The following is a 13,096-nucleotide window of genomic DNA, read 5'->3' as shown; positions in this document are numbered from 1 at the left end:
GGATGGTGGACTACAATTACCATCGACCACACCAGGCATTAAACTTCAAATCTCCTGTAGATTTATTGCAGGAAATTTGAGGACAAAATTATACTTTTGAATGGTCTGAAAAACAGGGGAGCTTACAACAGTATATGGTATTATATCAGTTATAGCCAGATTACTTAGTGCAATAAATCCACAACATACTTTAATCTTAAAAGTAGAAGCACTTATAAATTTATATCCAGGAATCGATGTAGCTGATATGGGCTTTCCTGCTGACTGGAAGAACAATCCTGCATGGAAATAACAATTATATACTCAATCTTTTAGTAAACGTTCATTTATAAAGTCCTTTGGCGTTTCTTTTATATCAATCCATTTAAAGTCAATTTCTTTTTGTTATAGTTTTAGTTGCAATGTTATATTCTTGTAATATACCTTAAGGCTTTGTCTTTCGTGTTCGCCTACAAAACTATTATGTGCCACCAAACACCTAATTTTATAGAGTTCGTCAATCATTACATTCAACCAGTGTTCATTCTTATTCGGAAAATATTTACCGAAAATATTCCAGTTTGCAATGATTATTTTCCCAAGTTGAATAAAGTCACAATAAAACAAATCACTTTCACCTCGAACAGGCAGGTATTTACTTTCCTGTTCACTTTGTTTCATTTTATTGATTGTTTCTTGAACCTTTGTTGGAACTGTAACAGTTTCTTTTTTCATTATTTCACCAATAAAAATTCGTAATGAGTTTTCAATGCAGTATAAGTATAAATATACATCAGACATTTCTCGACCCTTATCTTGAATGTCTTGAGGTAAAAGGTTTAGTTGGCCAAAGTCTACCTGTTGAACAATATCTGCAATTGCGTCCGCCATTGTTTCAGTTCCATATAGCGAGTTAATAAGGGCATAAAAAGCATTTGCAATATGGGTCCTCCTTCCTGCATATTGTTGCGAAACGGTTTGCATGTCTCTTTTAAATTCTTTGAGCGTTCCGCAAGTTGTTATAAATCTTGGAGCTAATTTTTTGAATTTATCTTGTCGAAGTAATGATTGTCTTAATTGCTTGTATTCACTTTCATTTTGTTCGTCAATAGCTAAGTCTGTTGCGGCACTTGTCATTAAGTTTTTAAGTCTTTCAATTTGTGCTTGATAATCGTCCATACTATTTTATAATTTAGGTCCAGTGGTGTCAGCTTGTGCAAAAACCCAAACTTCAAAACCTTCATAAAATTTCATTATCAAAACTTGATCGTTTGTATCGTCTGATTCTGCTTGCTGAAATGAAAATTTAAAAACTTCCTGATTTGTTCCTTCAAATGTCGGTGATTCTAATTCGGATTTGGCGCTTTTAATAAGTAAGCCAAAGTCATCTGGTGTCATTTCTTTGTTGAGAAGGTATTCTGTTCCAATAGCCAACTCTCTATTCCAACTGGTGCCATATTTTTTAAAATATGTTGCATAGGCAATTTTTCGCATCACTAAGTCAATTCTTTGTCTGTCAATTTGGAATGCGTATGTTGGTTTAATTTCCTTTTGATCTTTTTCCTGAACGTAAACTTGCTTTCTAACTTTAGTAGTAACAGATAAAAGTTTTGGGCTTTTTATAAATGACTTTAAACAACTTTGTAGGAAATGAGATAGTGCAATTCCATTATTACCAATTGTCATTGCAATAATATTTCTCACATATTCATCATCTTTAGAAGTTTCCTCGTTGTGTTCAGTGCAAGAGTCAACCTTAGTCAATTTGCCTTTTACTTCGCCTTTAGGAAAAAAGCATCTAGCAGGTGCGTGTTCTTGTGATGTTGCAGGTTGCCCACAGATATAACAGCTCATATATTTTTTATGGTGTAAGTTAATGAATTACATTAATATCTTCTTTTATTGTAATCATTAGGTCAGTAATAACTGGACGTGCGATCTTTTCTTTTAGCTGCAGATTTTAAGACATTTGTACTTTAGAAAATTAGATCACATAATATGAATAATAAATTAAATAGACGCAATAGCGAATTTCTAGAACTGTTCTTGCTACAATGCAGTGCGTATTTTCATTCGCCCCCTCACTTTTTTACTATCGCTAAGATATCTTAGTCGATAAGCCTGATTAAAATTAAATCAGGCTGTATATTTAAATGTGGAAATTTACTAACTAGCAATGGCCAGTATGATATGGTCGTCTGCTCATGTGGCGCCATGGCTAGATGGAGGGATTAATTTAAGGGTCATTGAACTTAAAGAAAATCCCGCCCTCACTAGTGGCTTATCACCTTCGACTGATTCTGGATTTACGAAAAAAGTCTAGTCTTCATATGAATTTTGATAACTTTCTATAATCTTATCTTTACCTTTTAATTGTACTACAAATTTATTCATATCTGAAGCATTTTGAAAAGGGCCAGATTGATCATAACATCTGAAATCTATTTCTATCTTATTTTCAGTGTCTACGTCAAGACTAAATAAGTAATGTATTAACCGGCCGTCTTTGATATCTTCTTTTTCAAATCCTAAATCAGATAAGTCTAATAGATTGAAATCTTTTGCCTCACAAGCTATATCTATACGTTTTTTTGCCTCTTCAAATACTTCTGTATTATTCATTCTTAAGGTATTAATTAATTAATCGTTTTCACTTAGTTTAGCGCACCAGCTGCACATTTCATGATCTTCTGCAGCTGACATTTCAGACCAGGGAATATCATTATCACATCTTACACATTTGTCTGTATAATGGTAATCAATACCTTCCTTAAATACATACTGTTGCTTTGGCGATAACTCCTTATATCCTTTTGATATTACAAGCTTAGTTATTCCTAGAGCAGGATTATCCAGGCAATTTAATTGAACTAGTTCAATCAAGAAGTCATTTAAGTCCTCTTCTTCAAATCGGTTTTCATTCATACTATTTGGTTTTAAGATTATAAAAATTTACAAGTTAATTTTGATGATCTGGAAGCTACCCTAGTAGCTTTTTTTTGATTTGAGAAGATTTCGTATTGCTGATTTTTTGAACTCTTTTGTAATAATTAATAGTTCCTTTAGCAGTAGGGATTGTTTTATCCTCAAATCCATCAATCTTTTCTTTATACGTTTTGCTTAAATATATCCCGTTGTTCATTACTATTACATTAGTAACTTTAGGCATAGAAGTTTGATAAAATGTTTTATCGTGGCTTATTAAAAAGCCATTAGATGTTATAATCTCAATTATCTCTGGAACTATCTCTTGAAAATCAGTCTTAGATGATAATGTTATATCATCAACAAAAGTTGTAAAAGTTAAGTTGTATTTATCAGCTAATTTTTTTAATTGATTGCCGGTATTTACAAATACCAGATTAGCTATATAGGGTGAAGTTGATGTTCCTTGCGGAAGTTGTCCTTTAAATGTTGTAAGCTTTGTTATTGTACTTGCAATCGAAGTTGTAAATCCCCTGCTAACCAGCATTGAAAAAACCTGCTTATGATCAATTGAGGGATAATAGTTTCTAAGATCAGTATTAAAGAAGAATTTGTTTCCCTGGTGGGTTTTTGCATTTAATATATTATCTCTTTTTTCAATTCCACCAAAGGCATAAGATGGTAATTTTATAGGCTTTAAAATTCTATGGTATAGCTTTACTTGTATGTCTTTTAATATTCCTTTACTTGGGTAAAGATCTCTAGTCCTAGGTTTTCCTAATTTGTCTATAAACTGTAACCCGGTTTTCTTATTGATTTTAGGATTACTTATTAAATAGTAATATTTATCTATCTCTTTTAATACTAGATCGAGATTAGCAGGAGAAACACATAAGATTTTACAAAGCTTAATGACATCCAGGGCCATCTTAAAAAAAGTTACTAATTAAGCCTTTAATAGATGGTAAAAGCATATCAAAAGAATCCTGTTTTTTTGGATCAATATCATCAGTAGTTAAAGACAAAAAAAACAAAACTGGTAATGGTACACCTAAATTTTGAGCAATTGTCTTTAGTACAGAAAGGGCCGGTTCTTTTTGATTACTTTCTATTTTAGATAAATAAGCTTGAGTGAGATCACATTTTTGAGCAAAATCATTTTGTTTAAAGCCTTTGCTTATCCTAGTTTCTTTTATTGTTTTTCCTATATCCATGGTAAAAATAGATTAAAGTAGGAGTGTCAAATTAAAATAAGTCCTTAAAATGATCAACAATAGTAAATACTCTTGAGATCATTCCTAGTATCGATATAAAATCTTTTGCTTTGTTCTGAACGTTAGGTTCCGACTTTAAAGCTTTTAACTTTTCTATACAGCCTTCTAGGAGTACTTGTTCTTCACTTGAGAATGAACAACGGCTTTTTGAAAGGATGTCCTTAATACCTTGTATTAAGTCATCGGTGCTTTTATTGCTATGGTTTTGCATAACTGTTTTGAATTTAATTGGGGCGAAATTGCCTTCCCTCTTCTACAATCATGCTGTAATTAAATTCATAAACGTTGTTCACTGCTGCACCCCTACGGAATCCTGCTTCCCAAAAAAAAGAAAACAGTGATGATTTGATTATACCCAGTACTACTACATTGTATTGATTGGAATAAGTTTGAACATTCACTTGTCAAGTCACTCGTTACAGCCTGGGGCTGATTCGTGTTCTGTTGAGGTTGTGAAAAGTCATGATCACCTAACTACCTTAAAAGGTTGTGTATTGCTACACTTTACGATTTGAATAAATTACATTAGCTTTAAAAGCGTTTCAAAGAACTATGATACAAAAGTAAATAATATTCCTGACAGTACAAAATATTTAATAAAAAATATTTTAACAGAGCAATAAAATTTGTTTACTACATGCCTTGGAAGTCCGAAGGTTTTCGCCTAAATCCCATCAAGGCGTTGTAATTCTAGGTAATGTCAAAATAGGCTTTTTAGATTTATCTTTAAGTCTTAGAAATGAAGCTTAGATTTCAGGAGTTAAGGTATATAAAGAACGCGATGGCGTAATGAACTTGGTGCTCCCGCATGGGAGGTGGAAACTTGGATAGGATCTTACCTGGCCATCGCTGCAGGAGAAGTTTCTCCGATAAGCACAGCCCGTTGAACATATTACAGGTAGGGAGCCAATGAGTCTGGAAACTTATTTTACTAAGTTTCGCAAAGGAATTGATTCTAAACAGTAACATAAATCAAAGTATTAAATAATGACTTCAATTCCCCAATCTGCATTTGTATCCCATAAAAAATTTTATTGATAAGGATTTAAAGTTGGTTTAACCACTATTAAGAAATAGTGGAATAACTATAATGGCTTACACGAATACCTTCGTTTTTTTGTAATCCAAATTATCAAAAACTCATCATCAAAAACTAAAATTCTGATTTGAATAATGGAATGGGTTTATGATAATCAGCAAAAAGAAAAAGAGATATTTAATGCTTATGTGGAACGGTTACTTTGGTTAAAGGCATCGGCATTTGGTCACAATCTATTATCAGGAAAGTAGGGAATAATGAAAATAAAATGAATGGAATAAATTTGCCTATTTATAAAAATGAAAGGGCAACTAGAATGCTGCCCTTAATCAATTAATGCTCACGGTGATTGGCATCTTAAGCAGCTACTCCTGTCATTCTTCTGCATTCTTCCGCACAAGCCTTACAAGCATCTGCACATTCCTGACAATGCTGGGTATGATGATTACTACACTCATCTCCGCATTGCTGGCAAATATCTGCGCAAATACGGCAAATGTCTTGAGCAAAAGAGCTACCCATACTCATCAATTGAGCGGCAGAGTAGCAGATGGCTGCACATTGCATATCAAGCTCAATACACCGCGCCATCATTTTCACGTCTTCTTCCTGAGTGCATGAACTTGCACAATGATTGCAAATTGAAGCACACTTTAAGCATGCATCAATACAGTTTTTCCATTCATGGTATCCCATAACTTTAATTTTTTAGGGTTATAAAAAAAATTCCTATATAGATAACATGGTTATTTCCAGGCGGTTTCATTTTGTTTAAGAAAAGCTTTAATCCCGTGATATGATGCTTGTTTAAACGGTAGAAGAATAAGAAACTGGTTCTCGTATTCAAATAAGGAGGAATAGTGATAAATTAAATTCTCAACACCTACTTTAAGATTTTGCACATCATTTTATTAGTATTATATTTGCAATACGGAAATGGTGTCCTTCCGATTCAACCGCTTTTTTCAAAAGCTGATGGCGCCTACAATAGAAATTCCAGCAGGTAATAAAATCTGCCGGTCAAAGTATTGTAGGTGAAAAAATTAAAAATAAATTCTCAACTCTTATTGCTGGCAGCTATCTTAATTGCGCTTGTCTTACTTTGTCTGTCTGCCAAAGTGAGATCAGTGTTAGCAATGGTCCTGCCGGTTGAAACTGAATGGTTCTTGTGGATAAATCAGCACCATAATGCATTCTGGGATACGATCATGTACTGGGCCAGTGATAAGCGTTTTTGGCTTCCTTTTTATGCCTTCATTATTTATTGCCTCTTCCAGAATTTCTGCAAAAAAATTTGGCAGGTTCTTATTACCATTGCGCTACTAGTTGCTAGTGCAGATCAGATTGCTTCAGGACTGATTAAAAACACCGTTAAGCGTCTACGCCCTTCCCATGAACCGAATCTAACTACGATCATTCATTTAAGTAAAGCAGGTGCGGGTGGGATGTATGGATGGCCATCCGCTCTTTCATCACCTATCTTCAAAAGCATTCTTTCCGCTGGTTCGGCATTTACCGGATCATTGCCGGAGCAACGGTTCTTGTACTCATTTACTTTGGAATTATTCAATAACGGAAAATTAACATAAAACTATGTGGTGGATCTACGCGCTATTATCAGCTTTCTTTGCTTCCCTTACGGCCATCTTTGCAAAAGTCGGCGTAACCAATGTCAATTCTGATTTGGCTACTGCCATACGAACGGTGGTAATACTGATTGTAGCCTGGGGGATCGTAATGGCCAGAGGCGAACTTAAAGGAATTACGGAACTGTCAAAGCATAACCTGCTATTTCTTTTTTTATCTGGCCTTGCCACCGGCTTGTCCTGGATATTCTACTACAAGGCTTTGCAGATCGGGAAAGTGTCCCAGGTCGCCCCTGTTGATAAGTTGAGTGTTGCCCTAACTATTATACTTGCAATGGTGTTCCTGAAAGAAGCTCTTACCCTGAAAGTATTCTTTGGTGCCCTGCTGATCATTGGGGGAACACTGGTTTTGATCTTTTGAGAAACTCAATTATTTGTAAGCAACCGAAATACTAAAAATCAATATAAAACAAAAAACTATGAAATTAACTAAAATTCATGCCCGTGAAATTTTGGATTCCAGGGGCAATCCGACAGTAGAAGTAGAAGTCACTCTTAACGGAACAACAGCAAGGGGTATTTCTCCATCCGGGGCAAGTACGGGTGAAAAAGAAGCCGTAGAGCTTAGAGATGGTGATCCAGAGCGCTATAATGGTAAAGGCGTGGAAAAAGCAGTAAAAGGGATTAACGTCGAAGTCGGCAAATCAGTCACCGGCTTATCCTTTGAGGGTCAGCAGGCCTTCGATGATCATATAATTGGTCTGGATGGAACCGAGAATAAATCAAGGCTCGGCGCAAATGCGATGCTTGCGGCCTCAATCGCCTTCGCCCGGGCTTCGGCCGTTGCAAAAGGGATTCCCTTGTATAGGCAGCTAGTGGAAAGGGAAGGTTACGTAATGCCCGTACCGTGCATGAATGTCATTAATGGGGGAAGGCATTCTGATAACAACATCGATTTTCAGGAATTTATGATTGCCCCTCATAACGCCCCCTCGTTTAAGGAAAGTATCCGTATGGGCGAAGCTGTTTTTCATTCCCTGAGAAGTCTGCTAAAAGCGAAAGGCTATTATACCGGAGTTGGTGACGAAGGTGGGTTTGCGCCAAATCTGAGTTCTAATGAGGAAGCCGTCCAAATCATCATGGAAGCGATACATATTGCCGGTTTTGCTCCAGGCAAGGATATTTCCCTTTGTCTTGACCCAGCGACCAGCGAAATGTGGAATAATGGAAAATATGAATTTTATAAAAGTTCTAAAGAACGGATCACAACAGATGAAATGATTGGCTTTTGGGAAGGATGGTTAAAAGAGTACCCAATTATCCTGTTGGAAGACGGGTTGGGCGAAAACGATTGGGAGGGATGGAAAAAGCTGACCAGCCTTTTGGGAGACAAAGTGGAATTGGTTGGAGATGATATATTCTGCACCAACCCGAGTATTATCCAGCAGGGAATCGACCAGGGCATTGCAAACAGCGTACTGATTAAATTGAACCAGATCGGTACAGTTTCCGAAACGCTAAAGGCCGTAGAACTAGCCCAAAAAAACGGTTACAATTGCTTTATTTCTCACCGCAGTGGTGAAACTGAAGACACGACAATTGCGGATCTGGTTGTCGCTACCGGTGCGGGGCACATCAAAACAGGAAGTGGCTGCCGCTCTGAAAGGGTATCTAAATTTAACCAGTTGCTTCGGATAGAAGAAGAACTTGGTGATAGGGCATCATTTGCAGGAATCAATACTTTTTATAAAAAATTATAAATCAGCCGCTAACCTACAATGAAACATAATAAATTTTTATTTGAACACCTTTCGGTTTTTAAATATGCGGTTCGATGGACGCTGCTTATACTTCCTGTTGCCATTGCAATAGGAAGTATGGTTGCCTTGTTCCTTTGGCTGCTAGGCTGGGCCATTCACTTTCGCTTTCAGCATACCTGTCTCATTTTTCTGCTACCTTTAGCAGGTATTGTGATCCACCTGATTTATCAGTCAGTTGGTAGGTCCTCAGAAAAAGGAAATAACCTGATCATGGATGAAATCCATAGGCCGGGTGGTGGAGTGCCCAGGCAGATGGCGCCAGTAATCTTAATAACTACAGTGATTACCCATTTGTTTGGCGGATCGGCTGGAAGAGAGGGAACCGCGGTACAAATCGGAGGAAGCATCGCAGGAATGTTTAGCCGCTGGTTTAAGCTAAATGAGGTAGACACCAAGATGCTCCTTACCGCGGGAATTGCAGCCGGGTTTGGGGCGGTGTTCGGAACACCGCTCACCGGTGCCATATTTGCAATGGAAGTTCTGGCCATTGGAAGAATAGAGTACAAGGCTTTACTTCCCGCATTAATTGCCAGCGTGCTTGGTGATCTTACTGTCTCTGCCTGGGGCATCCATCATACCGCTTATCACATCGATCTCATAGAGAAAAGTGCCTACTTTCTATCTGAATACCTGCCGGTAAACCTACTCCTGCTTAGTAAGGTTATTCTAGCATCCACATTGTTTGGTCTGGCCAGCTACCTGTTTGCTGTAATGGTGCATGAGATCAAGGCCTTTTTTTCTAAAGTATGTAAGATCCAGTGGCTTATTCCTGTTATCGGTGGTCTGATTATTATAGGCTTGACTTACGCCATCGGGAAACCGGATTACTTAAGTTTGGGCGTGGATAGCGAATACCAAGGAGCCGTTACAATTCCCTCTGCTTTTCAGCCTGGTGGAGCAGATACTTGGAGCTGGTTATGGAAGACCATTTACACAACTTTAACATTAGGAACTGGATTTAAAGGTGGTGAGGTAACGCCTTTGTTTTATATTGGCGCAACATTAGGCAATGCACTTTCGACCTTATTAAATGCTCCAGTTAGTTTGTTTGCTGCCCTTGGATTTATTGCTGTTTTTGCTGGTGCAACGAATACACCCCTTGCCTGTACGATTATGGGTATAGAACTTTTTGGTAGTGAATACACCATGTTTTTTGCGGTAGCCTGTTTTACAGCCTATTTTTTCAGTGGCCATTCAGGTATATATTCTTCACAGCGTATTGCGGTACCCAAAATATTTACGGGAACATAAAATATTGACTTATCCTGTTCCTGTGGATTATCATAAAGAGGTGAAATTTTTATAAGATCCTTGACCAATGCAATCAGCAATTTATATCAAAAAACAACGCTATATCGACCGCTTTCCTTCCTCTCTTTTCTAAAGCATCAAGTACAGATGATTTAACTGCCTATGTTGTTTTAATAAGGTAGAGCAGTAAAAGTATACTAGCTATGAAAACTAAAGCGGTTAAAACTTTAACAAAAAGTGTTGAATGGTAATACACCCCCTGATTCAATTGTTCTTTCGTTGAATTATATCTTAAGTAAGAACAAATGATAGTAATTGCTCCCAGGGCAACTAGAAAAATCCCGATAATGCGGGAATCTCCGGTTTGGTGCAGGGGCACTTTACTCCCCAGTGCGGCACTGATCTGCTTGATAAATAGCGAGAATTTCATCACCACGAAGCCAAATCCCATGATACCAATACTGGTTCTGATCCAGGCCAAAAATGTTCTTTCATTAGCCAAATGGTCTCCTGCATGCTGTTTGGTGTTTTCCTGATCTTGAATTTTCATCTTGTTCTGTATCGGTATATTACAGCAATATATTTGCATGTTATGTCAATATCGATGCCAGTTTGGAGATGATAACCCTGGTATCCCGGATGCAAGTAAGCCTGTTTGATTCAGTGCCGGCAGGATAGCAGGTAACTGCAATTTCTTCGATAAACGATAAGCCTGATAGGTCAATAGATTCTTTAACCTCTTGTTCAATGCTTTTCATTAGGATCATGATTAATCGGGGTTGATATGTTCTGATTTTATGAGCTAATTGCTCTATTCCCCCCTGCCTCTGGTTTTTTCTGATTTTAACTGACGATTTATCAATAGGTGTACAAGTTAGATGTTCCAAAAAGCATCCCGTGCCTTTAAAGAACTGCAAAAAATCTTCTACAGATTTAAAATCGCCAAATACCTCACTAAATGCAAGATAAATTGTTCGAAACAGATTAGTATTTCCCAGGTAAAAATGTTTATCGTCACCTCCAGGAGCTTCAGAAACAAAGAGCAGCAGCACTTTAGCTGGCTGATATTGCCTCGAAATTTCGGTAACACTATACATTATAGTTGTAGCTTTTAGCGAAGCGCATAAATAGTTCCGCCAGAGCGTCCTGCTGACCATGAAGCTGAATGAAATGAAACGGCCTTTCGATAACCATATCCTTGATATCTATGATGCGGCATTCATTATTCTTGAGCTCTTTCAATATGGAGTGGATAGATAAAAAAGCCAGGCATTTGCTGTGAATCAAATAGGATTTAATGCTTTCGGTACTACCTAACTGCATTTCTATATTTAAGTCCCCCACCTTTATCTGGTGTGCTTTTAAAGCATATGCAATAACATCTAGTGTACCAGAACCAGGTTCACGAAGTAATAAATCATAATCCTTCAACTCATTCGGTTTGATCATTTCCTTTTTCATGGCATAATTGTGACCAGAACACACCAGCACCAGCTCGTCTTTTAGATATTGTTCGTATTTAATCTGTGGGTTCCGGGAGATGCCTTCAATGATTCCAAAATCTATTTCCTTAGCAATCAAACGCTGCTCTACATCTTCTGTGTTTCCGGTAACCAGTTGAATTTGTATATCCTTAAACTTATTGTGAAACTGTGCCAATACAGGTGGAATGATATATTGTGCCACAGTACTGCTGGCACCAATCCTCAATATTCCTTTATGCTGTTTAGTAAGTAGATTCATATCATATTCCAGTTCCCGGTAAGTTCCAAAAATCTGTTCTGCGTAATGCAACAATAATTCGCCGGCTGGGGTGAGGCTGATTTTTTTGTTTCCACTGCGTTCAAATAATGACATTTTGAACTCCTGCTCTAATTCTTTAATGTGTTTGGTTACAGCAGGCTGACTGATAAATAACTCTGCCGAGGCCTTTGTAAAATTCAGCCTTTTAGCGACAGCATAAAATACTTGCAAACGGAAATCTATCATACACGGTTTTAGTAGATAACCTAAGATACAAACAATTTGTTTCAACGGGTACTGACATCATAACCTTACGTTATCATCAATAACTTTTTATGCTTTTTCTGATGAGTAGAATAAATGCACATTTGTAACAGAAAAATATTGGTTATGAATAAGGAATCAACAGAAAAAGAAATCAGACAAGCACTTATATATACAGCCAGGACAACGGCTATCATTGCGTTTCTATTTGTTGCTTGTGGAACCATTTTCATCTGCACTTTATTTTTTAATGGGCAGCCAGATGTAGTGACAGCAAAAACCAAACAGGATGTGGAAACCGGTATAGCTGCTGTTAACGTCAAAAGCCAGGTTGTACCTGCTGATGCCTGGAAAGCGCCTGATGAAAATACGATTCCGGCGGACACCAAGTACGGCCAGATGATCAGGTATGGCAAAGAATTAATAGCACATACGAGCAAATATTTTGGGCCAAATGGATCCATAGCCCGTATTACAAATGGTATGAATTGTCAGAATTGTCACCTCGAGGGTGGAACCAAACTGTTCGGAAATAATTATGCTGGTTTTATTTCCAGTTTTCCTAAAATGAGTGGCAGATCAGGAAAGGTTGAACCTGCATCGGCACGTATTGCAGAGTGCTTCAATCGAAGTCTTGCAGGCAAAGTACCAGACGAATCTAGTAAAGAGATACAGGCAATGCTGGCTTATATGAAATGGCTTGGAACAGGTGTAAAAAAAGGGGAGAAAGTGTTTGGAACGGGAACCGAAAAATTAAAATTCCTGGATAGGGCAGCGAATGTCAAACATGGAGCGATTTTATATACCAGTAAATGTCAAAGTTGTCATGGTGCAAATGGTGAGGGAATACTCGATGAAGACAAACTAACTTATGTTTATCCGCCATTATGGGGCAAACACAGCTACAATGATGGCGCAGGGATGTATAGACTCAGTAACTTTGCGGGGTTCGTAAAGAACAATATGCCATATGGTGCCAGATATGGAGATGCGCAGTTAAGTGATGAGGAGGCCTGGGATCTCGCTGCTTTTGTGAACTCACAGCCAAGACCACATAAAGATCAGGGAAAAGATTACCCTGATTTGTTAAAAAAACCTTTTGATGCGCCATACGGACCATATGCCGACAAATTTTCTGAAAATCAACATAAGTATGGTCCATTTGCACCAATTGTAACCTCCGAAAAACAAGTAAAACTAACAACTAAATAAATC

At 37.4% G+C, this 13,096-nt stretch carries 15 protein-coding genes and 1 riboswitch; of the genes, 5 read left to right on the top strand and 10 right to left on the bottom strand.

Translation table 11 applies throughout. The annotated features are described in order from the left end of the window. Positions 1–384: 384 nt before the first annotated feature. The 7 genes from LUA90_RS14320 to LUA90_RS14290 form a co-directional block, all read right to left on the bottom strand. Positions 385–1,158 carry a Swt1 family HEPN domain-containing protein gene (locus LUA90_RS14320; RefSeq protein ID WP_231491332.1) on the bottom strand — a complete coding sequence of 258 codons (774 nt, stop codon included), beginning with the start codon at positions 1,156–1,158 and terminating at the stop codon, positions 385–387. Between the two features lie 6 nt (positions 1,159–1,164). Further along, positions 1,165–1,833, bottom strand: a complete 669-nt coding sequence (locus tag LUA90_RS14315) for a hypothetical protein (protein ID WP_231491331.1) — start codon at positions 1,831–1,833, stop codon at positions 1,165–1,167. A 465-nt stretch (positions 1,834–2,298) separates the two neighbouring features. Further along, on the bottom strand, positions 2,299–2,601 hold the full coding sequence (locus tag LUA90_RS14310) for a hypothetical protein (protein ID WP_231491330.1): 303 nt from the start codon (positions 2,599–2,601) through the stop codon (positions 2,299–2,301). A gap of 18 nt (positions 2,602–2,619) precedes the next feature. After that, complete coding sequence (locus LUA90_RS14305) at positions 2,620–2,904, bottom strand: hypothetical protein (protein ID WP_231491329.1); 285 nt, start codon at positions 2,902–2,904, stop codon at positions 2,620–2,622. A gap of 55 nt (positions 2,905–2,959) precedes the next feature. Beyond that, positions 2,960–3,832 carry a reverse transcriptase family protein gene (locus LUA90_RS14300; protein WP_231491328.1) on the bottom strand — a complete coding sequence of 291 codons (873 nt, stop codon included), beginning with the start codon at positions 3,830–3,832 and terminating at the stop codon, positions 2,960–2,962. 1 nt (position 3,833) lies between these two features. Next, entirely contained in the window at positions 3,834–4,118 is a 285-nt protein-coding gene (locus tag LUA90_RS14295) for a helix-turn-helix domain-containing protein (protein WP_231491327.1), read from the bottom strand. Between the two features lie 1,456 nt (positions 4,119–5,574). Next, positions 5,575–5,811 (bottom strand): four-helix bundle copper-binding protein, encoded by a 237-nt coding sequence (locus tag LUA90_RS14290; RefSeq protein WP_231459955.1) that lies wholly within the window; start codon positions 5,809–5,811, stop codon positions 5,575–5,577. A gap of 329 nt (positions 5,812–6,140) precedes the next feature. Beyond that, a riboswitch (Fluoride riboswitch) is annotated at positions 6,141–6,209 on the top strand. Positions 6,210–6,251: 42 nt separating this feature from the next. Here LUA90_RS14290 and LUA90_RS14285 point away from each other — a divergent pair. From LUA90_RS14285 to LUA90_RS14270, 4 genes are read left to right on the top strand one after another with little or no spacing between them, the layout of a single operon-like run. Further along, positions 6,252–6,806 (top strand): hypothetical protein, encoded by a 555-nt coding sequence (locus LUA90_RS14285; protein WP_124910972.1) that lies wholly within the window; start codon positions 6,252–6,254, stop codon positions 6,804–6,806. Positions 6,807–6,810: 4 nt separating this feature from the next. After that, on the top strand, positions 6,811–7,224 hold the full coding sequence (locus LUA90_RS14280; protein WP_008245453.1) for an EamA family transporter: 414 nt from the start codon (positions 6,811–6,813) through the stop codon (positions 7,222–7,224). A gap of 58 nt (positions 7,225–7,282) precedes the next feature. Continuing rightward, a complete protein-coding gene (gene eno, locus LUA90_RS14275) occupies positions 7,283–8,563 on the top strand; it encodes a phosphopyruvate hydratase (RefSeq protein WP_008245454.1) in 1,281 nt (426 codons plus the stop codon). Positions 8,564–8,581: 18 nt separating this feature from the next. Next, positions 8,582–9,874, top strand: a complete 1,293-nt coding sequence (locus tag LUA90_RS14270; protein ID WP_008245455.1) for a voltage-gated chloride channel family protein — start codon at positions 8,582–8,584, stop codon at positions 9,872–9,874. Positions 9,875–10,034: 160 nt separating this feature from the next. On the opposite strand, the gene LUA90_RS14265 is transcribed toward LUA90_RS14270, so the two are convergent. From LUA90_RS14265 to LUA90_RS14255, 3 genes are read right to left on the bottom strand one after another with little or no spacing between them, the layout of a single operon-like run. Beyond that, positions 10,035–10,424 carry a YidH family protein gene (locus LUA90_RS14265; protein ID WP_008245456.1) on the bottom strand — a complete coding sequence of 130 codons (390 nt, stop codon included), beginning with the start codon at positions 10,422–10,424 and terminating at the stop codon, positions 10,035–10,037. 40 nt (positions 10,425–10,464) lie between these two features. After that, the gene (locus LUA90_RS14260; protein ID WP_056095394.1) at positions 10,465–10,971 is read right to left on the bottom strand and encodes a hypothetical protein; all 507 of its coding nucleotides are present in this window, start codon (positions 10,969–10,971) and stop codon (positions 10,465–10,467) included. Beyond that, positions 10,964–11,863 (bottom strand): LysR family transcriptional regulator, encoded by a 900-nt coding sequence (locus LUA90_RS14255; protein ID WP_056095397.1) that lies wholly within the window; start codon positions 11,861–11,863, stop codon positions 10,964–10,966. Before LUA90_RS14255 ends, LUA90_RS14260 begins: the two co-directional genes overlap by 8 nt. Positions 11,864–12,007: 144 nt before the next feature. Between LUA90_RS14255 and LUA90_RS14250 the strand changes: the two genes are divergently transcribed. After that, positions 12,008–13,093, top strand: coding sequence for a c-type cytochrome (locus LUA90_RS14250; protein ID WP_082491480.1), 1,086 nt, complete (start codon positions 12,008–12,010; stop codon positions 13,091–13,093). The last annotated feature ends 3 nt before the right edge of the window (positions 13,094–13,096 follow it).

Source organism: Pedobacter sp. Leaf170 (genome assembly GCF_920984665.1).
GTDB lineage: Bacteria > Bacteroidota > Bacteroidia > Sphingobacteriales > Sphingobacteriaceae > Pedobacter.
The sequence above is the reverse complement of the archived record's forward strand: the minus strand, read 5'-3'. Positions and strand labels throughout refer to the sequence as shown.

What these genes read in the sequence shown, in the direction of transcription:
- LUA90_RS14310 (WP_231491330.1), bottom strand. Translation starts at nt 2,601, where the DNA reads ATGAATAATACAGAAGTATTTGAAGAGGCAAAAAAACGTATAGATATA.
- LUA90_RS14250 (WP_082491480.1), top strand. Translation starts at nt 12,008, where the DNA reads ATGAATAAGGAATCAACAGAAAAAGAAATCAGACAAGCACTTATATAT.
- LUA90_RS14280 (WP_008245453.1), top strand. Translation starts at nt 6,811, where the DNA reads ATGTGGTGGATCTACGCGCTATTATCAGCTTTCTTTGCTTCCCTTACG.
- LUA90_RS14260 (WP_056095394.1), bottom strand. Translation starts at nt 10,971, where the DNA reads ATGTATAGTGTTACCGAAATTTCGAGGCAATATCAGCCAGCTAAAGTG.
- LUA90_RS14320 (WP_231491332.1), bottom strand. Translation starts at nt 1,158, where the DNA reads ATGGACGATTATCAAGCACAAATTGAAAGACTTAAAAACTTAATGACA.
- eno (WP_008245454.1), top strand. Translation starts at nt 7,283, where the DNA reads ATGAAATTAACTAAAATTCATGCCCGTGAAATTTTGGATTCCAGGGGC.
- LUA90_RS14270 (WP_008245455.1), top strand. Translation starts at nt 8,582, where the DNA reads ATGAAACATAATAAATTTTTATTTGAACACCTTTCGGTTTTTAAATAT.
- LUA90_RS14305 (WP_231491329.1), bottom strand. Translation starts at nt 2,904, where the DNA reads ATGAATGAAAACCGATTTGAAGAAGAGGACTTAAATGACTTCTTGATT.
- LUA90_RS14290 (WP_231459955.1), bottom strand. Translation starts at nt 5,811, where the DNA reads ATGATGGCGCGGTGTATTGAGCTTGATATGCAATGTGCAGCCATCTGC.
- LUA90_RS14255 (WP_056095397.1), bottom strand. Translation starts at nt 11,863, where the DNA reads ATGATAGATTTCCGTTTGCAAGTATTTTATGCTGTCGCTAAAAGGCTG.
- LUA90_RS14315 (WP_231491331.1), bottom strand. Translation starts at nt 1,833, where the DNA reads ATGAGCTGTTATATCTGTGGGCAACCTGCAACATCACAAGAACACGCA.
- LUA90_RS14295 (WP_231491327.1), bottom strand. Translation starts at nt 4,118, where the DNA reads ATGGATATAGGAAAAACAATAAAAGAAACTAGGATAAGCAAAGGCTTT.
- LUA90_RS14265 (WP_008245456.1), bottom strand. Translation starts at nt 10,424, where the DNA reads ATGAAAATTCAAGATCAGGAAAACACCAAACAGCATGCAGGAGACCAT.
- LUA90_RS14300 (WP_231491328.1), bottom strand. Translation starts at nt 3,832, where the DNA reads ATGGCCCTGGATGTCATTAAGCTTTGTAAAATCTTATGTGTTTCTCCT.